We start from the raw sequence: 25,157 nt of genomic DNA on the forward strand, positions 1-25,157 counted from the left end.
AGGCAAGCCCCGAAATGCATCATCGCACCCTTAGAAGATCTCCCCTTTCGCCGCTTTTTCCAACAGCAGTGCAGGCGGCGCGAACCGCTCGCCATACTGCGTGGCCAGATACTGGGCGCGGGCAACAAAGTCCTGCACGCCGTACTGGTTGATGAACTGCAGTGCACCGCCGGTCCAGGCGGCGAAACCGATGCCGAAGATCGAGCCAACGTTGGCATCCGCCGTCGAGGTCAGCACGCCCTCCTCCACGCAACGCACGGTTTCAATGGCTTGCACGAACAGCAGGCGATCGCGCACATCTTTAGGTGAAATCTGACCGTCGGCTTTCTCGAAGCGGGTTTTCAACTCAGGCCACAGGTGTTTCTGGCCGCCCGCCGGATACTCGTAGAAACCTCCACCGCCAGCCTTGCCCGGACGCTTGAACTCATTGAGCAACAAGTCAATCACGGCAAATGCCGGGTGTTCTGTCAGCGGTTTGCCTTCTGCTTGCAGGTCCTTGGCGGTTTGCAGACGGATATGGTTCATCAGGCTGAGGGAAACTTCGTCAGAGATCGCCAGCGGTCCTACCGGCATGCCGGCCTTGCGCGCTTCAGTCTCGATCATCGCCGCGCTCACGCCCTCGCCCAGCATGGCGATGCCTTCGTTGGTGAAGGTGCCGAACACCCGCGACGTGAAGAAACCGCGACTGTCGTTGACCACAATCGGGGTTTTCTTGATTTGCAGGACGTAATCGAAGCCGCGGGCCAGGGTTTCGTCGCTGGTGTTGGCGCCCTTGATGATTTCCACCAGCGGCATTTTTTCCACGGGGCTGAAAAAGTGCAGGCCGATGAACTTGCTCTGATCGGGCACGGCGCACGCCAGGCCGCTGATCGGCAAGGTCGAGGTGTTGGAGGCGATCACCGCGTCCGCGCCGACGACCTTCTGCGCCGCCAACGAGACCTTGGCCTTCAAATCCCGATCCTCGAACACGGCCTCGATGATCAGGTCGCAACCGGCCAGGTCGGCATCGCTTTCGCTGGTTTGAATGCGTGACAGAACGGTGTCGCGTTGCTCGATGCTCATTTGTCCGCGAGCGACCTTCTTGTCCAGCAGCGCCGCCGAATGCGCCTTGCCCTTCTCAGCCGCCGCGAGGCTGATGTCCTTGAGCACTACATCGATCCCCGTTGATGCACTGACAAAGGCGATACCGGCGCCCATCATTCCGGCACCGAGCACGCCGACCTTGCGGGTGACATAAGGCGCAAAGCCTTGAGGCCGCGAGCCGCCGGCATTGATTTCATTGAGCTGGAACCAGAATGTGCCAATCAGGTTTTTCGAGACCTGGCCGGTGGTCAGTTCGGTGAAGTAGCGGGTTTCGATCAGATGCGCCGTGTCGAAGTCCACCTGGGCGCCCTCGACCGCCGCGCAGAGGATTTTCTCCGGCGCGGGCATCGTACCCTGGGTTTTGCTGCGCAGTATCGACGGCGCAATCGCCAGCATCTGCGCGACTTTCGGGTTTGACGGTGTGCCGCCAGGAATCTGGTAGCCCTTCACGTCCCAGCGCTGCACCGCCGCCGGATTGGCGAGGATCCACGCTCGCGCCTTGGCCAACAGGTCTTCGTGATCGCTCGCCAGCGAGTCGATCAATCCTGCCTGCAACGCCTGTTGCGGTCGCAGCCTCTTGCCTTCAAGCAGATAAGGCAGGGCTTTTTCCAGACCGAGCATGCGCACCATGCGCACCACGCCTCCGCCGCCCGGCAGCAGGCCGAGGGTGACTTCCGGCAGGCCGAGTTGCACCGACGGGTTGTCCAGCGCCACGCGGTGATGGCAGGCCAGACAGATTTCCCAGCCGCCGCCCAATGCGGCGCCATTGATCGCCGCAACCACCGGCTTGCCAAGGGTTTCCAGGGTGCGCAACTGGCCCTTGAGGCTCAGCACCATGTCGTAGAAGGCCTTGGCCTGGGGTTTGCCGACCTTGATCAATTCGTTGAGGTCGCCGCCAGCGAAGAAGGTCTTCTTGCCCGAGGTGATGATCACGCCGGCGATGCTGTCCTTGTCGGCCACCAGGCGCGCAACGCAGTCCGCCATGGCCTCGCGATACACCGCGTTCATGGTGTTGGCGCTCTGGCCCGGCATGTCGATGGTCAGGACAACGATCTGGTCCTGGTCTTTTTCGTAACGAATGGCTTCGCTCATAACGGGGTTCCTTGAAGTCCGGGCTCAGAGGCGTTCGATGATGGTGGCAATGCCCATGCCGCCGCCGACACACAGGGTCGCGAGGCCATAACGCAGGCGCCGGGCTTCCAGTTCATCGAGCAGCGTGCCGAGAATGGCGCAACCAGTGGCGCCCAGCGGGTGGCCCATGGCGATTGAGCCACCGTTGACATTGACCTTGTCCGGATCGACGGCCATGTCCTTGATGAATTTCAACACCACCGACGCGAACGCCTCGTTGACCTCGAACAGATCGATGTCTTCGACCCGCAGCCCGGCCTTGGCCAACGCCTTGCGGGTCGCCGGCGCGGGGCCGGTGAGCATGATGGTCGGATCGGTGCTGGTGACTGCCGTGGCGACAATCCGCGCCCGTGGCTGCAAGCCCAGCGCCCGGCCCTTGGCTTCGGAGCCGATGAGCATCAGCGCCGCGCCATCGACAATCCCGGAACTGTTGCCGGGGGTGTGCACATGGTTGATCCGCTCGACATGGCTGTAGACCCGCAGTGCGGTGGCATCGAAGCCCATCTGCCCCATCATCTCGAAACTCGGCTTGAGCTTGCCCAGGCCTTCCAGGGTCGATTCGGCGCGGATGAACTCATCGTGATCGAGCAGGATGATGCCGTTCTGGTCCCGCACCGGCACCAGCGACTTGTTGAACGAACCATCGGCCCGTGCCCGCGCAGCCTTTTGCTGGGAATGCAGCGCGTAGGCGTCGACATCCTGACGGCTGAAACCTTCAAGGGTGGCGATCAGGTCGGCGCCCACGCCCTGTGGCGTGAAGTGACTGTGCAGGTTGGTCGCCGGGTCCAGCGCCCAGGCCCCGCCATCGCTACCCATCGGCACCCGGGACATCGACTCGACACCACCGACCACCACCAGGTCTTCGAAGCCGGAACGCACTTTCATCGCGCCGAGGTTCACGGCCTCCAGCCCCGAAGCGCAGAAACGGTTGATCTGTACTCCCGCCACGCTGACATCCCAATCGGCCACCTGAGCGGCGGTCTTGGCGATGTCGGAACCTTGATCACCAACCGGTGTCACGCAGCCGAGCACCACGTCATCGACCTGGCTGGTGTCCAGTGCCGTACGCTGCTGCAGTGCGGTGAGCAAACCGGCAATCAGGTTCACCGGCTTGACGCTGTGCAAGGCGCCATCGGCCTTGCCTTTGCCACGGGGCGTGCGTAACGCGTCGAAAATCAATGCTTGGGTCATGACATCCTCGAACCGCAGTGCATGTGGGTAAATACCGAGTGCCCACTCTTGGCCCGAGCCGCGTTTGATTCAATGACCGCAGCGCTCACAGACGTTGACGCTCACGCTCAGACGGACGGTAGTCAGCTACCGGATTAACCGATTCACGACAGCAAGCTGTCTAGCCAACGGGCGGCAAAGAAGCTGGCAATAGGCCTCATGCCTTTTTTAAAGCGAATTGCAAGAACACCATACGAAATGGATCTAAGCCAAGCTTAACGCGGGCTCTAAGGTGAACTTGTACGAAGTTGTCGTCGGGTTTTGCCGAGGCGCTCGTCACTACAGGAAGTGCAACGCGCTGCCATCATGGAGCTATGTGGGCAGGCATCAGGAAATAACAAAAAAGGCGGTCAAGCCATGTTCAAACAATCGAAAGTACGTCAAGCCGGGCTCATCCTTTTCGCCACCACGCTGTTGTTGATACTGCCGAACCTGACCAAGGTCATCGGCTAGTCGCGTCTAAAAGATACGGCGTCACAGTTTTTGAATTGCCACTCTCAAAATGTGACTGGCCCGCTACCCGGGCCAGCGTGGCTGTGCCAATCTTTACGGCACTTGCACGACATGGACGGCGATCACTTGAAAATGCTCATTCTTCTCGGGGCCATGCTGTTCGGCTCGCCCCTGTATGCCGCACAGCTGAACCTGGAGCTGGGCGCGAACAGTCGCACCTGGCAGACCGAGCAATTGCTCACGCATCCTCAGGTTCAAACCATCAACATCAGCAACGACGTTTCCTACAAACGGGACATGAGTTACCGCGCCGTGCCGCTGTCCGCATTGCTGACCGGCATCAAGCCTGAAGACCACCTGCAAGCCGTGGCCCTGGACGGCTTTGCCGCGGAAATGGCCGCGGCGCCGTTGCTCAATACCCAGGGGGCACAGGCCTGGCTGGCGATCGAAGACCCGGCCAAACCCTGGCCGCCGCTATCGGAAGGCAAGCCAGGTGCAGGGCCGTTCTATCTGGTCTGGAGCAATCCGCAGGCCGGCAACATCAGCCCCGAGCAATGGCCGTTCCAGGTGGCGAGCATCAAACGCCTGTCGCCCGTAGCCGAGCGCTTCCCTGCCCTGCTGCCCGATCCGGCCTTGAAGGCGGATGATCCGGTGAACAAGGGCTTTGCGTTGTTCCAGAAGAACTGCCTGGCGTGTCATCGACTCAATGGCGCCGGGGACGCGCAGTTCGGGCCGGACCTGAATGTTCCGTACAACCCGACCGAGTACTTCGGCGCGGACTTCCTCAAGCGCTACATTCGCGATCCACAGAGTTTGCGCCAGTGGCCGCAGGCGAAGATGCCCGGGTTCTCGACCGAGGTGTTGCCGGATGGGGATCTGCAGATGCTGGTGGGGTATTTGCAGCATATGGTTGGGCGTAAACAGGTTTCCGCCAAGTAACACATATCTGTGGCGAGGGAGCTTGCTCCCGCTGGGGCGCGAAGCGGCCCTCAATTCAGGCGATGCAATCCGTCAGGTAAATTGCATTCACCAGGTTTGCGACTGCTGCGCAGCCGAGCGGGAGCAAGCTCCCTCGCCACAGAACTCCCTCTTGCATCAATGGACCGCGATTACTGCTGCACTGAGATCACCGGCGCGGGCGTCGGTGACACCAGCACCTTGGCGTGCATCTGCTCACACCCGCCGCCCCGGCGCATGCCGCGCACCGGGCAGGCATCCAGGTAGTCCAGGCCCACCGCCAGCTTCAGGTGGCGTTCCGGCCGGGCCAGTTCATTCGTCACGTCGAAGCTGTACCAGGCATCATCCAACCAAGCTTCCGCCCAGGCATGGCTGGCCAGGTGTTCGCTGCTTTCGCTGTACAGATAGCCCGACACATAACGCGCTGGAATGCCCAGGCTGCGGGTGCAGGCGAGAAACGCGTGGGTGTGGTCCTGACACACGCCGGAGCCTCCGGCAAAGGCCTGGGCCGCGCTGGTGTCCACTTCCGTGGAGCCCGGCGTATAGGTCATATGCTGATTGAGCCCATGCATCAGATCGATCAGCGCCGTACGATCGCGGCGTTGCTTGCACTCCTTCTCGGCGAACGCACGCAGGGCGGCGTCGGCTTCGGTCAAACGAGTAAAGCGCAGGAACGGCAGTGCCGACTGGCTCTCGTGTTCGGCCTCACGCCATTCGTCGATATCGACCTGGCCACGGGCGCCGATGATGATCGCCTCGTGGGGCTCGTCCATGGTCAGCACATGCAGGATGTTGCCGAACGGATCGAGTTGCGCCCGCACCGGACGCGGCAGATCGAGCTGCCAGCTGAGCACATGCTGGCGCTCGCTGTCGTGGGGAGTCAGGCGCAGATACTGGATGCTCGCCCGCACCTTGTCTTCGTAGTGATAGGTGGTCTCGTGGCTAATGGAAAGTCTCATGCGGCCTCCAGATAAGAACTGTGAATCGCGTTACCCAACTGGCGCACCAGCGGGATGAACTCGGTCAGCCAGGCGTGCAGGCCTTCTTCGAGAATTTCATGGATGCCGGTGTAGCGCAGGCGTGCGTCCATTTCTGCCGCCAGGCGTTGTGCGGGACGACCGTTGGCCCCCGGCAATTGCGCGAGGATCTGGTCGATTTCTTCGGTGCAGGCACGCAGGGATCGCGGTACATCGGCCCGCAGCAACAGCAATTCGGCGACATGCCGGGCGCCGGGGGCGTCGCGGTAGATTTCCGTGTAGGCCTCGAACGACGACAACGCCCGCAACAACGCGCTCCATTGGTAATACGCATGAGCGGTGCCATCGCTGACCGCTTCGGCCTGATCGCCGGCCATTTCGTAGCGGGCATCGAGCAGGCGCAAAGTGTTGTCCGCCCGTTCGATAAAGGTCCCCAGACGAATGAAGCGAAACGCGTCGTTACGCATGATGGTGCCGTAGGACGCGCCCCGGAACAGGTGTGAACGTTCCTTGATCCACTCGCAGAAACGGCTCATGCCGTAGCGACTTAGGCCCTGTTCGGCGATGCCGCGAATTTCCAGCCAGGTGGCGTTGATGTTTTCCCACATGTCGGCGGTGATGCGCCCACGCACCGCATGGGCGCTGGCCCGTGCTGCACCGAGGCAGCTGTAGATGCTCGCCGGGTTGGCCGCATCCAGGGCGAAAAAATGCAGCAGCCGTTCGGCATGCAGTTCACCATGGCGCTCCAGGTAATCGTCCAGGGTGCCGGTGATCAACAGCGGCATGGCCAGTTCGTGCAAACCGTCGCCACGACCGTCTTGCGGCATCAGCGACAGCGAGTAGCTGATGTCGAGCATCCGTGCGAGGTTTTCCGCGCGCTCCAGATAACGCGACATCCAATACAAATCCGAGGCAGTTCTACTTAACATGACAGGCTTCCTTTAATCCTCGACAACCCAGGTGTCCTTGGTTCCGCCGCCCTGGGAGGAATTGACCACCAGGGAGCCTTCGCGCAGGGCGACGCGGGTCAAGCCGCCGGGCACGACCCGGGTTTCACGACCTGATAGGACAAACGGCCGCAAGTCGATATGGCGTGGCGCAATGCCGTTTTCGACAAAGGTCGGACAGGTCGACAGCGACAGCGTCGGTTGCGCGATATACGCATGGGGCTTGGCGATGATCCGCGCGCGGAAGGCTTCGATTTCCGCCGCCGTCGCCGCCGGCCCCACCAGCATTCCGTACCCGCCGGAGCCCTGGGTTTCCTTGACCACCAGTTCCGGAAGATTGGCCAGCACGTGGGAAAGCTCAGACGGATTACGGCATTGCCACGTAGGAACGTTCTTCAGGATCGGTTCTTCATCCAGGTAGAAACGGATCATGTCGGTAACGAATGGATACACCGACTTGTCGTCAGCCACGCCCGTGCCGATGGCATTGGCCAGCACCACATTGCCGGAACGGTAGGACGACAGTAGCCCCGGCACGCCGAGCATCGATTCCGGGTTGAAGGCCAGGGGATCGAGGAAGGCATCGTCGAGGCGACGATAAATCACGTCGACCGCTTTCGGCCCGTCGGTGGTGCGCATGTAGACCTTGTCGTCACGCACGAACAGGTCCGCACCCTCCACCAGTTCCACGCCCATTTCCCGCGCCAGGAACGCATGCTCGAAGAACGCACTGTTGAAGCGCCCCGGCGTCAGCACCACTACGCTCGGGTTATCGATCGGGCTTGAGCTTTTCAGGGTGTCGAGCAGCAGGTTCGGGTAGTGGTCGATGGGGGCAATGCGTTGCGCCGCGAACAACTCGGGGAACAGGCGCATCATCATCTTGCGGTCTTCGAGCATGTAGCTGACGCCGCTCGGTGTACGCAGATTGTCTTCGAGCACGTAGTAGGTGCCGTCGCCGTCACGCACCAGGTCGACGCCGGAAATGTGCGAATAGATATCGCGGTGCAGATCCAGCCCTTGCATCGCCAACTGGTACTGCTCGTTGGCCAGCACCTGCTCGGCCGGAATGATGCCGGCCTTGATGATGCGCTGCTCGTGGTAGAGATCGGCGAGGAACATGTTCAACGCCTTGACCCGCTGGATGCAGCCGCGCTCGACAATCCGCCATTCGCTGGCGGGGATGCTGCGGGGGATGGTGTCGAAGGGAATCAGGCGCTCTGTGCCCTGCTCGTCCCCGTAGAGCGTGAAAGTAATCCCGGCGCGATGAAACAGCAGATCGGCCTCGCGTCGCCGTTGTGCCAAAAGCTCGTCAGGCGTCTCGGCCAGCCAACGGGCAAACTCCCGATAATGCGGGCGGACCAGGCCGCCGGCATCGTACATCTCATCAAAATAGGTGCGGATCATGCCGTACTCCTTGTCACTCGGACGTCCAGACCTTCGCAAGGCCCGTGCCATCGGCATAAACGCTTAAATTTCAATCGGTTGGATAATCAAGACACACGCACCGCACCAATCCTGTGCGGTAAATGCCCCAACCTGATTGCCCCCGCTTCATTGCAAGGCGTGGTGGTCGCCTATCACCAGCATAGCCAGAGTTGATTTCACTGCCCGGCAGTCGCTGTGGATAATTCATGCATTCGCTGGGAAACCTGCCGATCTCCCCTTATAGCCGCCTGCCCAGGCGGTTTTTTTCCTTTCTGCAACGTGCTGAAACGAAAACGGCCAACCCGAAGGTCAGCCGTCATTGCTGATTGTCACTGTTCATAAGGTTATGCGAGTCGCCCTCGTACCTCCTGTTTCACACCCCAGCCTTCGATGATGCCGCCCAGAGGCTCGACCACTGCTTCGAAACCCTGTTCGAAGTCGCCGATATCGTCGTAGGTGGCATACATGACCTTGCACAGCTCCAGCGCCCAGGCGCCGTCGTCGCGCACACTGACTTGCGCATCCAGGGATTCACCACGGTGGAAATGACCTGCTGCCCTGCGTGCCCGCTCCTCGTCCGGGAAAATGGCGTAGAACTCGATGGGATGAAACCGCGAAAAGTCAAAACCGCCTTCTTTCATGCGGCGCAGCACGCTGCTGCTGATGTCTTCTTGATAGGCTGTGCTCATGAAACGTCCTCCTCAAAACGATGGATAGACTTTCCGTACTCCCTCACCCGCAACCGAACAGCGCGAGCGACGGCAAACGATGTGCCGGCGGGAAACAAGCATGGAGCTGACAAGACCAGACCTTAGCGATTCATTCGCTGATCTCGCTTGCAGAGTAGCCTCAAGACAGAGCCCCTGCCAAGGCCGGGATGTGAATGCGACAGGTGCCGTTCAGATTGGAGTAATGCCGAGGATTTGAATGCTGTTCTGGGACTTGAGCTCTTTGACGCTCGCGTCACTGGTCCGCCCTTCCAGATCGTTCAGATCCAGTTCGGCGGCGACAGGAAGAAGCCGGGCCTTGATGAGCTTGGCGGCACGCTCGTAGTCCGGGCGCTCGGTGCACTCAAAGACTTCGTTGATGGTTTCGCCATGATCATCCACGAAAGTGACTTTCCACTTTTGCATTGGTGCCTCCTCGATAAAACCCATGGATGGGCTTACCTCTATCTCGACCTTGTTAGCTGGCTAATTGTTCCGCCTTGCTCGCGAAAGCGGTGTGTCAGTTGACTGAATTGCTGACTGATACACCCTCTTCGCGAGCAAGCCCGCTCCCACAGGTTTGGTGCGTGGACTGAAAGATCAGTCGTTACTTGGCTTGTTCACTGCCTGCAATACGTATTGAGGCAAGGCGAAGGCGCCGATGTGGATTTCTGGATTGTAGTAGCGGGTGATGATGCCGCTGCCCGTGAAGCGCTGTTGCAGGGTTTCGCGGGACAACTTGCGATAAGCGGTATTGGTGGCGCCCCAGGCGAAGGTCATCGAGCCACCGATGTAGGTCGGCACGGCGGCCTGGTAGAAGTGCCAGTCGGGGAACAGGCTGCGCAGGCGACCGGCGGTGGTCTTCACTTCTTCGATCTGCATGAACGGCGTGCCGTTCTGGGTCACCAGGATGCCGCCTTCGTTCAGGCAACGGTGGCAGGCCTGGTAGAAGTTTTCCGAGAACAGCACTTCACCCGGGCCGATCGGGTCGGTGGAGTCGGAAATGATCACGTCGAACTTTTCAGTGGTGGTGGCGACGAAACGCATGCCGTCGTCGATCACCAGGTTCAGGCGTGGATCATCGAACGCGCCCTTGGAGTGGTTCGGCAGGAATTCCTTGCACATGTCGACCACGGTGCCGTCGATCTCGACCATGGTGATGTGCTCGACGCTGCGGTGCTTGGCCACTTCACGCAACATGCCGCCGTCGCCGCCGCCGATGATCAGCACGCGCTTGGCAGCACCATGCGCCAGGATCGGCACGTGGGTCAGCATTTCGTGGTAGATGAATTCGTCGGCTTCAGTGGTCTGGATCACGCCGTCCAGCGCCATCACACGGCCCATGCGCGGGTTCTCGAAGATCACCAGGTGCTGGTGCTCGGTGCGCACTTCGTGCAGCAGTTTTTCCATGCGAAAACGCTGGCCGTAGCCTTCGTAGAGGGTTTCCAGGTAGTCGCTGGTCGGGGTGTTGCTCATGGGAAGTGCTCCGATGAATGCGGGTGGCAACGGACGGTTACCCGCCCATGATGGCCAATCGAGCGTCTCGATTGACCGGGAAAGGCGCGCATTCTACGTCGCGGAACATGACAGGTCGAACCTTCGTCATCGAAGTACCCACAGGTCCCGTGTCGCCTGTTCAGAGTTTGACGTTGCCCCGCGGCCCGGCGATGGCCCAGATGATCAGTCCCAGCACCGGCAACAGCGCGATCAGCAGTACCCAGAGGATTTTCATCCCGGTCTCGGCGCTACTTTTGAAGACGTTGATGATGGCCCAGATGTCCAGGACAAAAATGATCAAGGCAACCAGGCTGTTGAACGTGGAACCCATGGTGACGCTCCCAAAGAGTGATATACCCCCTCAGGATAGACGGTCGTCGCGAGGATTCCTTTTTATTGACAGTGTCTGGATCAGACGTGGATCGCCACTTTCAGGGCTTCCAGGGATGGCGCGGCTGCAATGCCGACTTCGGCGCACAATTCCAGCACCCGTGGCAGGTCATTGCCGTAGACCAGGACCACCTGCAACTCGTCATCGAGCAACTGGCTGAAATTCATCAGCGTGTAGCCACCGCCTTCCTTGTTCATGCTGCTCATCTGCACCTGGATGCGGTTGAGCGCGGTCAGGGCTTCGGTCTTGGCCAGTTGCTTGGGCTTGAGATTGAACTCCACCCCCGGGCCGAAGGAAGCGACGATCTGGGCGAACAGGTCCACGTAGGTGTCAGCCTGGAACAGCACCGTTTCCGGCAGGCTGCCGACCACCACCCACTCACCCAGCGGGATCGGGAAGGTTTCGTCGTAGTTGATGTCCGGATTGGCTGTCAGGAAAGCATCCTGATCGGCGTAGGCCTGGGCCGCTTCATCCGCGACCTTGAGGATTTCATCTTCGCCCATGCACCCGGAGCTGATTTTGCTGATGAGTTCGACGAGTGCGGTTTTCATGGGGAGGATCCTGTAGCGAGGTGAATTTTGAGGGCGCGAAGGATAGCGCATTAATGAGTGAAATGCGGACCTGTGGCGAGGGGGCTTGCCCCCGTTGGGTCGCGGAGCGGCCCCAAAACATTGAATTGGGGTACATCAGAAAGACCGCATATGCTGACTTTACGACTGCTGCGCAGCCGAACGGGGGCAAGCCCCCTCGCCACAGGGTTCAACATCAGCCCAGCAATTTTTCAAGCTGCGCAACGGTATCGGAAGCGCCCATGGTTTTAGCCGCTTCCAGCGCGGTGATGCCATTGGCGTCCTTGGCTTTCGGGTCGGCGCCCTTGCTGACCAGGTACTCGACCACTTCGACGCGGTTGAACATCGCCGCCATCATCAGCGCCGTGCGGCCATCGAAGGACGAGCCTTCAACCTGGGCGCCGCCATCGACCAAGGCCTTGATCACTGCCAGGTCGCCCTTGAAGGCGGCGCCGGCAATCGGGCTCTGGCCGTTGTCGTTGCGGATCTCCGGATCGGCCTTGTGTTCCAGCAGTACTTTTACCGTGTCCACATGACCGTGATAAGCGGCCAGCATCAGCAAGGTATCGCCCTTGTGGTTGCGCAGGTTCGGCGGCAAACCCTTGGTCAGCAGCGCGGCCATCATCGCCGCATCGCCCTCCCGTGCCTTGTTGAATACCTGTTCGGTGAATTCGGCGGCTTCTTCGGGGGTCATCTGGCGGCTTTTGTCTGACATTGGGCACTCCCTTTTCTGTCATTCGTAAAAGCCGACAGTTTCCCGAGCGCCCCCGGCACTGTCACTTGTTTTTTCTCATGGACCGCCATAGCCAGATTCAATAGCGGTACTTGCCGCCGTGAATGTCGGACAACAACTGCTCCGTGACCTGTACATAAGTCTGCGTCCCCGGCAGCCAGGCATAGATCGGGTCATCGCCGGTTTTACCCGGGTCGAAGGCCTCGTCCTTGAGTCGGGTCTTCTGATATTTGAACGTCCCGGTGGTTTCCATTTTCACTTTCACCCGCAGGAACAACGGCACCGCATAGGCCGGCATTTGCTCGCGGGCAAAGGCCAGCAGCTCACTGAAGTCCAGGGTTGCCAGGGATTCGGCGGGAGTGATCGCCGCCATCCCGGCCCGGCCATTGGTGTTGCGGATTTCCACGCCATAGGCCACGGCTTCGGAAATAAGCGGGTGTTGCAGGAGGATGTTTTCGACCTCAGTGGTCGAGACGTTTTCGCCCTTCCAGCGGTAGGTGTCACCCAAGCGGTCGACAAACTGCGCATGCCCAAAGCCGATGTTGCGCAACAGGTCGCCGGTGTTGAAGTAGCGGTCGCCCTTTTCGAACACATCCTGGAGCACGACCTTGGCGGTTTTCTGCGGATCGGTGTAGCCGTCCAGGGGTGCCTTGTCGTCGATTTTTGCCAGCAACAACCCCTGCTCGCCCTTGGCGACCTTGCGCATCAGGCCATTGGCCTCACGAATCGGTGCGCCGCTGTCGTGGTCGTATGCGACCAGTTCCCAGGACATCAGGGAAAAACCGATGGTGTTGTCGAAATTGAGAATGTTGGTGAAACCGATGTTGCCGTCGCTGGCGGCGTACAGCTCGCAGATGTGATTCACCGCAAAGCGGGTCTTGAACTCGTTCCAGGCTCCGGGACGCAATCCGTTGCCGATCATTTTCTTCACATCGTGCCGGCTGTCGTCGGCGCCGGGCGGTTGATCGACCAGGTAGCGGCACAGTTCGCCGACATAACCGATGGTGGTCGCCCGGTACTTGCGCGCGTCGTTCCAGAACTGACTGGCGCTGAATTTGCGGCGGATGGCGAACCCACTGGCACCGCTGACGGCCGAACCCCAGCACACGCAAAGGCCCGTGGCGTGGTACAGCGGCAAGGTGCAATAGACGACATCGTCCGGGCGCATGTCCAGGGCGATCATGCCGAAGCTCGCCGAGCTGCGCATCCAGCGCCCGTGCTTGAACACGCCAGCCTTGGGCAGCCCCGTGGTGCCCGAGGTGTAGATGTAAAAGCAGGGATCGTCGAAGAAAATCTGCCGGCTGCTGGCCGGGTTGTCGCTGGCATCATCGAGACTGACGGTCATCAGGTTGATGAAACCTTCAGGCGCGATACCCGGTTGGCGAGAGGTGTCCTGATCGGCAACAAACCAGGTTCGCGCAGCCTTGATCGATACCCGATCACGCACCGCCAGGTACGCCGGGACCAGCTCCTCACCGACAATGATCGCCACCGGTGCCACCAGATTCACACTGTGCACCAGGGTATCGCGGGTCTGCGAGGTATTGAGCAGCGCACTGATCGCCCCGACCTTGGCCACCGCCAGGATCGTCACCAGCAGTTCCGGGCGGTTCTCGATGAAGACCGCCACCACATCACCCTTGCCGATGCCTTGGCCGATCAGGTGATGGGCGATGCGATTGGCCCATTGGTTGACCTCGGAGTAACTGAGCGTTACATCGCCTTGCAACAGCGCCGGGCCATCCGGGTTGCGCAACGTGGCTTGCTCGAAACTCCAGCCCAAACCACACGCTTGGGTCGGGTCCTTGACGTTGGCGGCCTTCATGCCCTTCACCACCCGGGGGATGGCCTTGGCAATGGAAGGCAGCTTGCGGAGCATCATGCCCCAGGTAATCGTGTCGTTCGACGTGCGACTCATGTTGCTCCCGTTCGATCTTTTTATTGTCGGGCTGCGATGACTGAGGCCGAAAATACGTCAACGGTTCTTGAGCTGTACACGCGGTTTTTGAAATGTTTTGTATCTGCGATCTTGATCTGCGATCTGATCCGCTGTTGATACAGGGCCGATCCTGAACCCACGCACACGCAATGGTTCCATCGAATCGCCGAGCGACCGCGCAAAATGCAGGATGCACGATGGCCGTTCATGCAGAATGCACGAAAGCAAAAATCACCATAGATACTAATTTGTTGTTTTATAAGGTTATTTATAAACAACCAAGGCTGGCACAATCACTGCAACCCTCTCCGTATGCTTGCTATTCAAGAGCCAACGGAGCTGAAAGACATGAACCTGATTCAGGAAAAATTTTCGTCCCTGTTCTCCAACTTCGAAGTCACCACCCAGGCCCGTCCTGACGGCGGGATCCTGCTGACCCTGAGCGGCGGCGAAGGCAAAGTGTTCAAGCGCTCGATTTCCTACCAGCAATTGCACAATGGCGACCAACTGACGTGGGTCATCAGCGCGATTCGCCGCGACCTCGCCGAACAAGCCAGTGAACTGCCGCAGATTTCGATGCTGCAGAGCCAGCAACGGTTTGCCCTGCCGACCTATCACTCGCTGTAGAAAATGTGGGAAAAACTCTGTGGGAGCGAGCCTGCTCGCGATAGCGGAGTGTCATTCAACATTGATGTTGACTGACACTCCGCTATCGCGAGCAGGCTCGCTCCTACAAGTTGTGTAGTGCTTAGAAGGCAGCAGGATTTATCCGCGCAAAACTGTCCACGGTGACATGCCCCGCCAGTTCGCCACCCTCGCGAGCCAGCCCGCACGTAGCCATACCCGCCGTGCGCGCCGCGTCGAGTTCTTCGACGATGTCCGACAGAAACAGAATCTGCCCCGCCTCAATGCTGATCGCCTGGCTGATGTTGGCGTAGGACTGCGCCTCGCGCTTGGGCCCTGACGTCGTATCGAAGTAACCACTGAACAACGGCGTGAGATCCCCCGCCTCCGAGCAACCGAAGATCAACCGCTGGGCCTGGATCGAGCCGGACGAGTAAACAAACAGTTGAAAGCCGTCCTGATGCCAGCGCTTGAGCACTTCAACGGCGTCCGGGTACACGTGCCCCTTCAACTGCCCGGCCTGATAGCCCTGCTCCCAGACCATGCCCTGCAACGCTTTCAACGGCGTGGCCTTGCGGTCTTCAGCGATCCAGCCCAACAGGATTTCGATGACCCGTTCGACATCGGCATTCGGTTCATTGCTGTCGCGGCGCACGGCGGCCAGTTGTTCGGCCACGTCAGCGCGCTCGGCCTGCTGACGGACAAACGCCGGCAGATGTTTGGCGGCATAGGGGAACAGCACGTCGAACACAAAACTCACCGCGCTGGTGGTGCCTTCGATGTCGGTGAGAATCGCTTTGATCGGCATCGACTCAGTCCTCCAGGCGCGGGAATTGGCTGGCGATGTCTTCGCCGGTGAAATTGGCCACCCAGCCTTCCGAGTTGTTGAACAGACGGATCGCGACGAAATGCGGATGTTCGCCCATGTCGAACCAGTGTTTGGTACCAGCCGGCACCGAGATCAGGTCGTTTTTCTCACAGAGCACCGCGTAGACGTAATCGTCGATGTGCAGGGTAAACAGGCCACGGCCGGCGACGAAAAATCGTACTTCATCTTCGCCGTGGCGATGTTCGTCGAGGAATTTGGCACGCAGTTCGGCTTTTTGCGGGTGATCGCTGTTGAGGCTGATCACGTCGACAGTGACGTAACCGTGCTCGGTCATCAGCTTGTCAATTTGTTCCTGGTAGGCGGCAATCACTTCTTCCTGAGTGGCGCCCGGCTGGATCTTCGCCGCCGCTTGCCAGCGGTCGAAACGCACGCCCTGCTCGGCCAGGGTCGAGGCGATGTCTTCGAAATGGGTCAGCACCTTGTTGGGGATTTCAGGGCTGGAGACGTGATAGACGGACAGGCTGCTCATCAGGGCAACTCCTTAACAGTTCATGCTTTAAAGAGCGAGCGCACCTTCAACTCGCACTCGAACAAAAATTCAAAGGCCTCGATCTGCCGCAGGGCATCGCTCATGCGCGCGCCCCAGGTGTAGAGGCCATGGCCACGGATCAGGTAGCCGACGCAATCGGGATGGGCGTCGAGCCAAGGCTGCACCTTGGCGGCCAGTCGCGCAATGTCCTGGTCGTTGTCGAAAATCGGCACGCGCACCCGGGATTCGTGGGTCGTCACACCGCTGAAGGCCTTTTGCAGTTCGTAGTCTTCGAATTCGATGAAGTCTTGCGGCGTCAGGCGCGACAGCACGGTGGCGTTCACCGAGTGGGTGTGCAGCACCGCACCGATCTCCGGGCGCCAGGTGTAGAGTTGGGTGTGCAACAGGGTTTCGGCGGACGGTTTCTTGCCCGGCTCCAGGCTGTTGCCCGACAGGTCAGTGGCCAGCACATCGTCCATGCCCAGTTGCCCCTTGTGCTTGCCGGACACGGTCAGCAAGGCTTCGGTCGGCGACAGGCGGGTCGAGTAATTGCTACTGGTGGCCGGCGACCAGCCGCGGCCATACAGAAAACGCCCGGCGTCGATGATTTCCTGGGCGAGTTGTTCACGGGTAAGGCTCATGGCCTGTCCTCTTGCATGCGTGTGGCAATGATAACGGCAGCCGCGACGGCTGCGAGACTGGCAATACTGAATGTCCATGCCGCGCCGAGGGCATTCCAGCTGTAGCCGGAATACAGCGCGCCCAACGCACCGCCGGTGCCGGCCAATGCGGCATACAGCGCCTGGCCCTGGCCTTGCTGGCGCGCGCCGAAGCTACGTTGCACGAATGAAATGGCAGCGGCGTGAAAGCTGCCAAATGTCGCCGCGTGCAGCACCTGGGCAAACAGCAATACCCAAAGGAATTCGGCCAACGACCCGAGCAGCAACCAGCGCAATGCCGCCAGCAGAAAACTCGCCATCAGCACCCGGCGCAGGGAAAACCGCGCGAGGATTTTGCTCATGGCCAAGAACATCAAAACTTCGGCGACCACCCCCACCGCCCAGAGCATGCCGATCACACCACGGCTGTAACCCAGGTGCTCAAGATGCAGCGTCAAGAACGTATAATAAGGCCCGTGGCTCATCTGCATCAGCGCCACGCAGCCGTAAAACGCCAACACGCCGGGGCTGCGCAATTGCTTGAGGAATCCTTCCCCCGTCACCCGGTTGCCCGGCGCCGGCTGGGCATTGGGCACCCAAAGGCTGCTGATCACGATGCCGACCATGATCAGCACCAGCGCCGCCGGATAGATGTCCAGGCTCAGCCATTCGAACAAACGGCCCAGCGCGACCACGGTGATGATGAAACCGATCGAGCCCCACAGGCGAATCTGGCTGTAGCGTGAGGTCTGCCCTTGTAAGTGCGCCAGGGTGATGACTTCGAACTGCGGCAACACCGCGTGCCAGAAGAACGCATGCAAGGCCATGACCATCGCCAGCCAGGCGTAGGTCTTGCTGACGAAAATCAGCGAAAAGGTCAGCAGCGTGCACACCGCGCCAAAGCGCACGATGGCCAGCCGCCGACCGGTGTAGTCGCCCAGCCAGCCCCAGATGTTCGGTGCCACGCAGCGCATCAACATCGGGATCGCCACCAGCTCGCCGATGCGCGCGGCGCTGAAACCCAGGTGATCGAAATACAGCGCCAGAAACGGCGCTGTCGAACCGAGCAAGGCGAAATAGAACAGATAGAAACTGGAGAGCCGCCAGTACGGGAGCGCCGCAGTCGCCATCAGACGGCTGCGACCATGAAGTCAGCCATTTACAGCTGACCCAGCACCGGCGTGCTCACACGCACATCGGCATTCTGCCCACGGTGGCGCAGCAGATGATCCATCAGCACGATGGCCATCATCGCCTCGGCAATCGGCGTGGCGCGGATGCCGACGCACGGATCGTGGCGGCCCTTGGTGATCACTTCCACCGGGTTGCCATGGATGTCGATGGAGCGGCCCGGCGTGGTGATGCTCGAGGTTGGCTTCAACGCCAGGTGAGCAACGATTGGCTGACCGGAGGAAATGCCGCCGAGAATGCCGCCCGCGTTGTTGCTGAGGAAACCTTCCGGGGTCATTTCATCGCGGTGCTCGGTGCCACGCTGGGCGACGCTGGCGAAACCGGCGCCGATTTCCACACCCTTGACCGCGTTGATGCTCATCAGCGCATGGGCCAGTTCGGCGTCGAGGCGGTCGAAGATCGGCTCACCCAGGCCCGGCATCACGCCTTCGGCGACCACGGTGATCTTGGCGCCGACCGAATCCTGGTCCCGACGCAACTGGTCCATGTAGGCTTCCAGTTCCGGCACCTTGTCCGGGTCCGGGCTGAAGAAGGCGTTCTGCTGGACCGAATCCCAGGTCTTGAATGGGATTTCGATCGGCCCGAGCTGGCTCATGTAGCCGCGAATGACGATGCCCTGGCTGGCCAGGTATTTTTTCGCAATCGCACCGGCCGCCACGCGCATCGCGGTTTCGCGGGCCGAACTGCGACCGCCACCGCGGTAGTCGCGCTCACCGTACTTGTGGTGGTAGGTGTAGTCGGCATGAGCCGGGCGGAACAGATCCTTGATCGCCGAGTAGTCCTTGGACTTCTGGTCGGTGTTGCGGATCAGCAGGCCGATCGGGCAGCCGGTGGTGCGACCTTCGAACACGCCAGAGAGGATTTCGACTTCGTCGGCTTCCTGGCGCTGGGTGGTGTGGCGGCTGGTGCCGGGCTTGCGGCGGTCCAGGTCACACTGCAGATCCTCCAGGGATATCTCCAGCCCCGGCGGGCAGCCATCGACAATGGCGACCAACGCCGGGCCATGGCTTTCGCCCGCGGTGGTGACAGTGAACAGCTTGCCGTAGGTATTGCCGGACATGCAGGACGCTCCGTGAAATGAACCTGAATACGTAATGCGCGCCAGTATACGCAGGCTACCCGAGTAGTTCATCCTCGAACCTTATGGGTGCCTGTGAGTCCAACCGGCATCTTCTTGATGATGGCGCGATGATGCTGCGAGTTCTAGCCTTGAGCCTTACCCTGATTTCCGGCTTCGCCCAGGCGACCGTCCTGCAACGACCTATCACACTGGATACGGGCACCGGCGAGCTTTTCGGCTCCCTGTTGCTACCAAAATCCGACAATCCGGTGCCGGTTGTCCTGATCATTTCCGGTTCCGGCCCTACGGACCGTGACGGAAACAACACCGACGGCGGGCGCAATGACAGCCTCAAGCGCCTGGCCTGGGTGCTGGCCAAACACAACATCGCCAGCGTGCGCTACGACAAGCGCGGCGTGGCGGCGAGCCTGGCCGCGACCCCGGATGAACGCAATCTGACGGTGGACGCCTACGTGGGCGACGCCCAGGCCTGGGGCCGCAAGCTCAAGACCGATCCGCGTTTCGGCCAATTGATTGTGCTCGGTCACAGCGAAGGCGCCTTGATCGCCAGCCTCGCTGCCCCGGACATCGATGCCGACGCGGTGATTTCTGTCTCGGGTAGCGCAAGGCCGGTGGATCAGGTCATTCGCGAGCAACTGGGCAATCGCCTGCCCCCACCGCTGATGCTACGCAGCAATGAACTGCTCGACAGCCTCAAGGCCGGGAAAACCGACGACAATGTGCCGCCACCCTTGCAAGCGATTTTCCGCCCGAGCGTGCAGCCTTACCTGATTTCCCTGTTCCGCCAGGACCCGGCCGCGGCGTTTGCCAGGCTGAAGATGCCGGCGCTGATCATTCAGGGCAGCAACGACATCCAGGTCGGCGTCAATGACGCAAGGCTGCTCAAGGCGGCCAAGCCGGACGCCGAACTGGCGCTGATCGAGGGCATGAACCATGTCATGCGCATCGTGCCCAACGACGTCAAACGCCAGATGGCCTCCTATAAGGACCCGCAGTTGCCCCTGGCGGCGGAACTGGGCACGCGAATCCTCGGTTTTATTGACGGACTTCGCGCCAGTTAACCTCCAGTCTTGAAAAAAGCGGCCGATAAGCCTTTGTCGCCAACACATTGGTTGGCGACAAGCTGAGCTTGGACAGGATCTCGCCGTTATGACTGACACCCAGACTTCACCCGACACCAGCGCTGAAAAAGACGCACCGCCAGCGGTCGAGCTGCCCTGGGCGGACGTCCACGTCGAGCACCACAAGATGCTCCGTCTGGCGCCATTGCAGACAGACCGCAACACCGGTGGACGCCCATTGCGCTTTGTCGAATTAGGCTATGCCGAACGCAACGACAAGGAACGCAGCCTGATGCGCATGAGCATCACCCTGCCCAGTCAGCGCGTACGCAAGGAACAGAATCATCTGGACGTGTGGGTCGATCACGCCGAAAAACGCGTGCATTTCGGACCGGAAAGCGGTTTGCAGATCGAACCGCTGAACCGTGGCATTGGCCGCTACATGGCGGCCCAGGGCATCAACTGGGCGAAAAAGCGCTGGCCGACCTACACCGTCGACGGCTTTGACCTGAACAACAAGGATGCACTGAACGAAGACACCCGCCTGCGCCGCGATCATTTTTTGCATGCGCACGGTTTCGACGTGGTGTATGCCGATGCCCAGCATTTGAAAGGCAGCGTCAAGCCGGTCAAGGTCGGCGACCTTTCTGGCGACTGGAACAGCGAAAAACTGCAGGTCGTGGAAATTCTCGAGGCGGCGCAGATGCTCCAGCAAGCCGAGCAGAACCTGGCCGAGCAGGAAGTCAAACTCAAGAAACACGAAGAGAAAGTCAGCAAGTACAAACGCGAAGACGCCGGGCTGCGATTCACCATCACCTGCCTGGTGGCGTTTGCGGTGTTTCAGGCGGGGTTGTTGATCTGGATTGCCACGCACCGCTGAAGGCTTGAGTTACTGCACTTTGTGGCGAGGGGGCTTGCCCCCGTTGGGCTGCAAAGCAGCCCTGAACCCTCCCACCAGATTTATCCAGGTAAGCCTGTGGTAGCTGTTTTACGACCGCTTCGCGCTCGAACGGGGCGGTTCGGCGCTCCGACAAGCCCCCTCGCCACAAATGCCCGGTCAGACGCGGGAAGCAAACAACGCCTGATGCTCACGGCATTGCTGCGCGCTCAGCATGAACACACCATGGCCGCCACGCTCGAACTCCAGCCAGGCGAAGTCGACTTCCGGGTACAACGCCTCGACGTGCACCTGGCTGTTGCCCACTTCGACAATCAGCAAGCCCTTCTCGGTCAGATGATCCGCCGCCTCGGCGAGCATGCGCCGCACCAGGTTCAAACCGTCATCACCACAGGCCAGGCCCAATTCCGGTTCGTGCTGGTATTCGTCCGGCATGTCGGCGAAATCTTCCGCATCGACGTAGGGCGGGTTCGACACGATCAGGTCGAAACGCTGCCCCGGCAAACCCTCGAAACCGTCGCCCTGCACCGTGTACACGCGCTCATCGACACCATGGCGCTCGATGTTCTGATTGGCCACTTCCAGTGCTTCGAACGACAGGTCCGCCAACACCACTTCGGCATGCTGGAACTCGTAGGCGCAGGCGATGCCGATGCAGCCGGAACCGGTGCACAGGTCGAGAATCCGCGCCGGCTCGGTAGCCAGCCACGGGGTAAAACGGTTTTCGATCAACTCGCCGATAGGTGAACGCGGGATCAAAACGCGCTCATCGACGATGAACGACATGCCACAGAACCAGGCCTCGCCCAGCAGATACGCGGTAGGCACCCGCTCTTCGACGCGGCGCTTGAGCAAAAGCTGCAGGTGAACTACTTCGTCCTCTTCCAGATTACAGTCGAGGTAGCTGTCGGCGATTTCCCACGGCAGGTGCAGCGCGCCCAACACCAATTGCCGGGCTTCGTCCCAGGCGTTGTCAGTGCCATGGCCGAAAAATAGATCCTCCCCATGGAAGCGGCTGACGGCCCAACGGATATGGTCACGCAGGGTGCGAAGGCGGGAAGTGATCACGACGGCAAACTCCAGAAAAATCGACGGGCGATTCTACCAGTCAAACGACGTCACGACGACGCGGGAAACTACCGATTCAAATGTAGGAGTTATCCATTTTTTCGCTAGGCTATTGAACAAAACGTGACTATTGACAAGGCTACAGGCCAGCAACGACGGCACCTGTGATCGTAGCGATTCACAGAACCGCTCAGCCAGAGGACAATAGCGCAAAAGCCCCACTCCAAGGAGCCCCAGAATGTCTGTTCCAAAAACGATGTTTCAACTCAGCGGCCGCGGTTATGCAGCGGCCAATCTGAGCCATGCCACACTGGTCATCATCGATGCCCAGAAAGAATACCTCAGCGGTCCCCTGGCCCTGAGCGGCATGGATGAAGCTGTCGCGAACATCAAGCAACTGCTCGCCGCTGCCCGCGCCGCCGGCCGGCCGATCGTGCATGTCCGCCACCTCGGCACGCTCGGCGGGTTGTTCAACCCCCAGGGTGTAGGTGGTGAGTTCATTCCGGGCCTGGAGCCACAGAGCGATGAAACCGTCATCGGCAAATTGTTGCCAAGCGCGTTTCACGGCACCGAACTGGCAAAACGCCTGGAAGACCTCGGTGCCCTTGACCTGATCGTCTGCGGTTTCATGAGCCATTCCAGCGTCAGCACCACGGTGCGCGCCGCCAAGAACCTGGGCTTTCGCTGCACCCTGGTGGAAGACGCCTGCGCCACCCGCGACCTGCCCTACAAGGGCGGCGTGCTCAGTGCCGCACACGTTCATCAGACGGAAATGGCGATCATGGGCGACAACTTCGCCACCCTCGCGCTGACCCGTGAACTGATCTGATCGACGCTCAATGAGCGGCCGGGAACGCCGCTCATCCGCAAAAGCCTCCCATTTGCCGTAATTGTCTTAGCCTCAGGAACATCCCGGTCAACTCCCGGTCGAAGGGCCGATACCCATTGAGGAAGGTCGGAATGAAGTTATCCGATGGTTTTGACGCTCGCCGCTTGCGGCCCAAAGGCCAAAGCAACTGGCGTTTTCGAATCGGCGCGACGTTCGCGGCGTTGCTGGCGATGTGCGGCGTGTTGCTCGCCATGGCCGGCGCCGCCAGCCTGCTCGGCCACGCACCCGCCCTGGGTGAATTGAACACCAGCCGCACCGGTGCTGCCGTGATCCTGGCCATCGGCCTGTTCGTGCTGTACCTCGGTGTCTGGCTGTGGCGCCGTTGCCGTCGTCGCTCGCGGCAGTCCCGGGAACTGGCCATGTCGCCGCACCTGATGAAAAAACACGACTGAGCCTGGCGTCGCGCGCGTTTTTGTCGCGCCCGATTCGCTTCGAGTTGGGTAAACTGGCCGCCCTTCGCGGAGGCTGACATGCAAGACGACGATTTTTCCCTGTTCAAAAGCGCGATCCAAGGCGTCAAGCCGATCAAGCACGATCGCGCCGAAACCGGCAAACCCAAGGCTGACCGCGCGCAGATTGCCAAGCTGCGTCTAGCGGCCACCGTACGCACCGAATCCACCACCGTTGACGGGCTGTCTGATCAGTTCGTCATCGACGTCGGCCCTGAAGACGAGCTGATGTGGGCTCGCGATGGCGTGCAGGAAAGCCAGATGCGCAAGCTCAAGATCGGACAGATTCCGTTCGAGGGCAGTCTCGACCTGCACGGTATGAGCGTGGAAAAGGCCCGGGAAACCCTCTGGGCGTTCCTGGCCGAAGCCACCAAATTCGAAATCCGCTGCGTGCGCGTCACCCATGGCAAGGCTGTTCGCCTTGACGGCAAGCGGCCGATGATCAAAAGCCACGTCAACACCTGGCTGCGCCAGCATCCACAGGTGCTAGGCTTCACCTCGTGCCAGGCGAAACACGGCGGTGCCGGCGCGGTTTATGTGATGCTCAAACGCACCATGATGGAAGGTCGCGACGAGTAAAGCTGACGCGTCACGCTTGCAGCGTCGTGTCCGTCACCGTACCCTTGCCCTTTGCGTAAAATCCCACAGGTAGTTTCATGTCCCTGGAACAGAATTACACGGCGATCCTCGGTCAGCTCGGCGAGGACGTTTCCCGCGAAGGCCTGCTCGACACGCCAAAACGTGCCGCCAAAGCCATGCAGTACCTCTGCCGCGGCTATGAACAGACACTGGAAGAGGTCACCAACGGTGCCCTCTTCAGCTCCGACAACAGCGAAATGGTGCTGGTCAAGGACATCGAGTTGTACTCGTTGTGCGAACACCACCTGCTGCCGTTCATCGGCAAGGCTCACGTCGCCTACATCCCGAGCGGCAAGGTCCTGGGCCTGTCGAAGGTCGCGCGGATCGTCGACATGTACGCCCGTCGCCTGCAGATCCAGGAAAACCTCAGCCGCCAGATTGCCGATGCGGTCCAGCAGGTCACCGGTGCCCTGGGCGTTGCTGTGGTGATCGAGGCCAAGCACATGTGCATGATGATGCGCGGCGTGGAAAAGCAGAATTCGACGATGATCACCTCGGTGATGCTCGGCGAGTTCCGCGAGAACGCTGCCACCCGCAGCGAATTCCTCAGCCTCATCAAGTAATTCGTCGCACGAAGAAAACCGGCGTTCATCGCTGGTTTTTTTTCGTCTGCAAAAAATCAGGTAAGCTGCGCGCCCTTCTTCGTTTGCACCGTGAGGCTTTCAACGTGTTCGTAAAAGCGCTTCGTGTCGGCCTTGGCCAACTGATCATCTTCATTGACTTCATTACCCGCCCAGGCAAGAAGCAGCGCCCGGCGGAAGTTCAGGCACAGGTCAACTCGGCTGCCAAGGGCCTGACGCTGTATCAATTCCACGCCTGCCCGTTCTGCGTGAAGACCCGCCGCACCCTGCGCCGCCTGAATGTGCCGGTGGCCCTTCGCGATGCGAAGAACAACGAACAGGATCGCCAGACCTTGCTCGAGCAAGGCGGCAAGATCAAGGTGCCGTGCCTGCGCATTGAAGAGAATGGCCAGACCACCTGGATGTATGAGTCCAAGGTGATCATTGATTATCTGGACAAGCGTTTCGCGGCAGCCTGATGTTTTTATGGTGGGGCTGATGGCCCTATCGCGAGCAGGCTCGCTCCTACAGGGGAACGCATTCCAATTGTAGGAGCGAGCCTGCTCGCGATGAGGCCGGCCCTCACGACGCAAATCTCGGACAAAAATAAACCGGCCCTTGCGCCTAATGCCAGTCAGTTA

27 protein-coding genes are annotated in these 25,157 nt (G+C 60.3%); 9 read left to right on the plus strand and 18 right to left on the minus strand.

All coding sequences use genetic code 11. The features are described from left to right. Positions 1 to 30: 30 nt before the first annotated feature. A complete protein-coding gene (locus VC35_RS23755) occupies positions 31 to 2,175 on the minus strand; it encodes a 3-hydroxyacyl-CoA dehydrogenase NAD-binding domain-containing protein (RefSeq protein ID WP_046042932.1) in 2,145 nt (714 codons plus the stop codon). 24 nt (positions 2,176 to 2,199) lie between these two features. Then, positions 2,200 to 3,405 carry an acetyl-CoA C-acetyltransferase gene (locus VC35_RS23760; RefSeq protein ID WP_046042933.1) on the minus strand — a complete coding sequence of 402 codons (1,206 nt, stop codon included), beginning with the start codon at positions 3,403 to 3,405 and terminating at the stop codon, positions 2,200 to 2,202. Positions 3,406 to 4,008: 603 nt separating this feature from the next. Between VC35_RS23760 and VC35_RS23765 the strand changes: the two genes are divergently transcribed. Continuing rightward, positions 4,009 to 4,836 (plus strand): c-type cytochrome, encoded by an 828-nt coding sequence (locus VC35_RS23765; RefSeq protein WP_046042934.1) that lies wholly within the window; start codon positions 4,009 to 4,011, stop codon positions 4,834 to 4,836. Between the two features lie 170 nt (positions 4,837 to 5,006). Here the strand turns inward: VC35_RS23765 and VC35_RS23770 are convergent, their stop codons facing one another. The 10 genes from VC35_RS23770 to VC35_RS23815 form a co-directional block, all read right to left on the minus strand. Continuing rightward, positions 5,007 to 5,813, minus strand: coding sequence for a transglutaminase family protein (locus VC35_RS23770; RefSeq protein WP_046042935.1), 807 nt, complete (start codon positions 5,811 to 5,813; stop codon positions 5,007 to 5,009). Further along, positions 5,810 to 6,760 (minus strand): alpha-E domain-containing protein, encoded by a 951-nt coding sequence (locus VC35_RS23775; RefSeq protein WP_007971901.1) that lies wholly within the window; start codon positions 6,758 to 6,760, stop codon positions 5,810 to 5,812. Before VC35_RS23775 ends, VC35_RS23770 begins: the two co-directional genes overlap by 4 nt. Before the next feature lie 12 nt (positions 6,761 to 6,772). Then, the gene (locus tag VC35_RS23780) at positions 6,773 to 8,182 is read right to left on the minus strand and encodes a circularly permuted type 2 ATP-grasp protein (RefSeq protein ID WP_046042936.1); all 1,410 of its coding nucleotides are present in this window, start codon (positions 8,180 to 8,182) and stop codon (positions 6,773 to 6,775) included. A gap of 365 nt (positions 8,183 to 8,547) precedes the next feature. After that, positions 8,548 to 8,892, minus strand: a complete 345-nt coding sequence (locus VC35_RS23785) for a ribonuclease E inhibitor RraB (RefSeq protein ID WP_007971898.1) — start codon at positions 8,890 to 8,892, stop codon at positions 8,548 to 8,550. Between the two features lie 210 nt (positions 8,893 to 9,102). Beyond that, positions 9,103 to 9,336, minus strand: coding sequence for a hypothetical protein (locus tag VC35_RS23790; RefSeq protein ID WP_046042937.1), 234 nt, complete (start codon positions 9,334 to 9,336; stop codon positions 9,103 to 9,105). Positions 9,337 to 9,510: 174 nt separating this feature from the next. Beyond that, a complete protein-coding gene (gene speE / locus VC35_RS23795) occupies positions 9,511 to 10,386 on the minus strand; it encodes a polyamine aminopropyltransferase (protein WP_046042939.1) in 876 nt (291 codons plus the stop codon). 160 nt (positions 10,387 to 10,546) lie between these two features. Beyond that, positions 10,547 to 10,738: a PLD nuclease N-terminal domain-containing protein gene (locus tag VC35_RS23800; RefSeq protein WP_046042941.1), complete on the minus strand. Its 192-nt coding sequence runs from the start codon at positions 10,736 to 10,738 to the stop codon at positions 10,547 to 10,549. An 80-nt stretch (positions 10,739 to 10,818) separates the two neighbouring features. Continuing rightward, complete coding sequence (locus VC35_RS23805) at positions 10,819 to 11,349, minus strand: hypothetical protein (protein WP_046042942.1); 531 nt, start codon at positions 11,347 to 11,349, stop codon at positions 10,819 to 10,821. 214 nt (positions 11,350 to 11,563) lie between these two features. Next, positions 11,564 to 12,082 (minus strand): ankyrin repeat domain-containing protein, encoded by a 519-nt coding sequence (locus tag VC35_RS23810; protein ID WP_046042943.1) that lies wholly within the window; start codon positions 12,080 to 12,082, stop codon positions 11,564 to 11,566. 97 nt (positions 12,083 to 12,179) lie between these two features. Further along, positions 12,180 to 14,018 carry a long-chain-acyl-CoA synthetase gene (locus VC35_RS23815; protein ID WP_046042945.1) on the minus strand — a complete coding sequence of 613 codons (1,839 nt, stop codon included), beginning with the start codon at positions 14,016 to 14,018 and terminating at the stop codon, positions 12,180 to 12,182. A 369-nt stretch (positions 14,019 to 14,387) separates the two neighbouring features. On the opposite strand from VC35_RS23815, the gene VC35_RS23820 reads away from it, so the two are divergent. After that, the gene (locus VC35_RS23820) at positions 14,388 to 14,666 is read left to right on the plus strand and encodes a DUF3509 domain-containing protein (RefSeq protein WP_046042946.1); all 279 of its coding nucleotides are present in this window, start codon (positions 14,388 to 14,390) and stop codon (positions 14,664 to 14,666) included. A gap of 121 nt (positions 14,667 to 14,787) precedes the next feature. Here VC35_RS23820 and mtnC read toward each other — a convergent pair whose 3' ends face one another. The 5 genes from mtnC to aroC are packed head-to-tail and all read right to left on the minus strand — an operon-like array spanning position 14,788 to position 18,931. After that, the gene (gene mtnC / locus VC35_RS23825; RefSeq protein ID WP_046042947.1) at positions 14,788 to 15,471 is read right to left on the minus strand and encodes an acireductone synthase; all 684 of its coding nucleotides are present in this window, start codon (positions 15,469 to 15,471) and stop codon (positions 14,788 to 14,790) included. Between the two features lie 4 nt (positions 15,472 to 15,475). Continuing rightward, a complete protein-coding gene (locus tag VC35_RS23830; protein ID WP_046042948.1) occupies positions 15,476 to 16,021 on the minus strand; it encodes a 1,2-dihydroxy-3-keto-5-methylthiopentene dioxygenase in 546 nt (181 codons plus the stop codon). 20 nt (positions 16,022 to 16,041) lie between these two features. Further along, positions 16,042 to 16,662, minus strand: coding sequence for a methylthioribulose 1-phosphate dehydratase (locus VC35_RS23835; RefSeq protein ID WP_046042950.1), 621 nt, complete (start codon positions 16,660 to 16,662; stop codon positions 16,042 to 16,044). Beyond that, positions 16,659 to 17,810 (minus strand): MFS transporter, encoded by a 1,152-nt coding sequence (locus VC35_RS23840; RefSeq protein WP_046042952.1) that lies wholly within the window; start codon positions 17,808 to 17,810, stop codon positions 16,659 to 16,661. Before VC35_RS23840 ends, VC35_RS23835 begins: the two co-directional genes overlap by 4 nt. Before the next feature lie 29 nt (positions 17,811 to 17,839). Continuing rightward, positions 17,840 to 18,931, minus strand: a complete 1,092-nt coding sequence (aroC, locus tag VC35_RS23845) for a chorismate synthase (RefSeq protein WP_046042953.1) — start codon at positions 18,929 to 18,931, stop codon at positions 17,840 to 17,842. A gap of 83 nt (positions 18,932 to 19,014) precedes the next feature. On the opposite strand from aroC, the gene VC35_RS23850 reads away from it, so the two are divergent. Both VC35_RS23850 and VC35_RS23855 read left to right on the plus strand, forming a co-directional pair. Then, the gene (locus VC35_RS23850; RefSeq protein WP_046042955.1) at positions 19,015 to 20,013 is read left to right on the plus strand and encodes an alpha/beta hydrolase; all 999 of its coding nucleotides are present in this window, start codon (positions 19,015 to 19,017) and stop codon (positions 20,011 to 20,013) included. Between the two features lie 88 nt (positions 20,014 to 20,101). Next, positions 20,102 to 20,893 carry a hypothetical protein gene (locus VC35_RS23855; RefSeq protein ID WP_046042956.1) on the plus strand — a complete coding sequence of 264 codons (792 nt, stop codon included), beginning with the start codon at positions 20,102 to 20,104 and terminating at the stop codon, positions 20,891 to 20,893. 177 nt (positions 20,894 to 21,070) lie between these two features. On the opposite strand, the gene prmB is transcribed toward VC35_RS23855, so the two are convergent. Next, positions 21,071 to 21,979: a 50S ribosomal protein L3 N(5)-glutamine methyltransferase gene (gene prmB, locus VC35_RS23860; protein WP_046042957.1), complete on the minus strand. Its 909-nt coding sequence runs from the start codon at positions 21,977 to 21,979 to the stop codon at positions 21,071 to 21,073. A gap of 238 nt (positions 21,980 to 22,217) precedes the next feature. Here prmB and VC35_RS23865 point away from each other — a divergent pair, with 238 nt between their 5' ends. The 5 genes from VC35_RS23865 to VC35_RS23885 all read left to right on the plus strand — a co-directional run bounded on the left by VC35_RS23865 (position 22,218) and on the right by VC35_RS23885 (position 24,995). Continuing rightward, complete coding sequence (locus VC35_RS23865) at positions 22,218 to 22,808, plus strand: cysteine hydrolase family protein (RefSeq protein ID WP_046042958.1); 591 nt, start codon at positions 22,218 to 22,220, stop codon at positions 22,806 to 22,808. 131 nt (positions 22,809 to 22,939) lie between these two features. Further along, entirely contained in the window at positions 22,940 to 23,260 is a 321-nt protein-coding gene (locus tag VC35_RS23870) for a hypothetical protein (protein WP_008048404.1), read from the plus strand. A 78-nt stretch (positions 23,261 to 23,338) separates the two neighbouring features. Further along, positions 23,339 to 23,896, plus strand: coding sequence for a Smr/MutS family protein (locus VC35_RS23875; protein WP_007988128.1), 558 nt, complete (start codon positions 23,339 to 23,341; stop codon positions 23,894 to 23,896). A 77-nt stretch (positions 23,897 to 23,973) separates the two neighbouring features. Further along, complete coding sequence (folE, locus tag VC35_RS23880) at positions 23,974 to 24,519, plus strand: GTP cyclohydrolase I FolE (RefSeq protein ID WP_007988130.1); 546 nt, start codon at positions 23,974 to 23,976, stop codon at positions 24,517 to 24,519. A 104-nt stretch (positions 24,520 to 24,623) separates the two neighbouring features. Then, positions 24,624 to 24,995 carry a glutathione S-transferase N-terminal domain-containing protein gene (locus VC35_RS23885; RefSeq protein ID WP_046042961.1) on the plus strand — a complete coding sequence of 124 codons (372 nt, stop codon included), beginning with the start codon at positions 24,624 to 24,626 and terminating at the stop codon, positions 24,993 to 24,995. Positions 24,996 to 25,157 lie beyond the last annotated feature (162 nt).

Source organism: Pseudomonas fluorescens, assembly GCF_000967965.1.
In the GTDB taxonomy this organism is placed as follows: domain Bacteria; phylum Pseudomonadota; class Gammaproteobacteria; order Pseudomonadales; family Pseudomonadaceae; genus Aquipseudomonas; species Aquipseudomonas grandcourensis.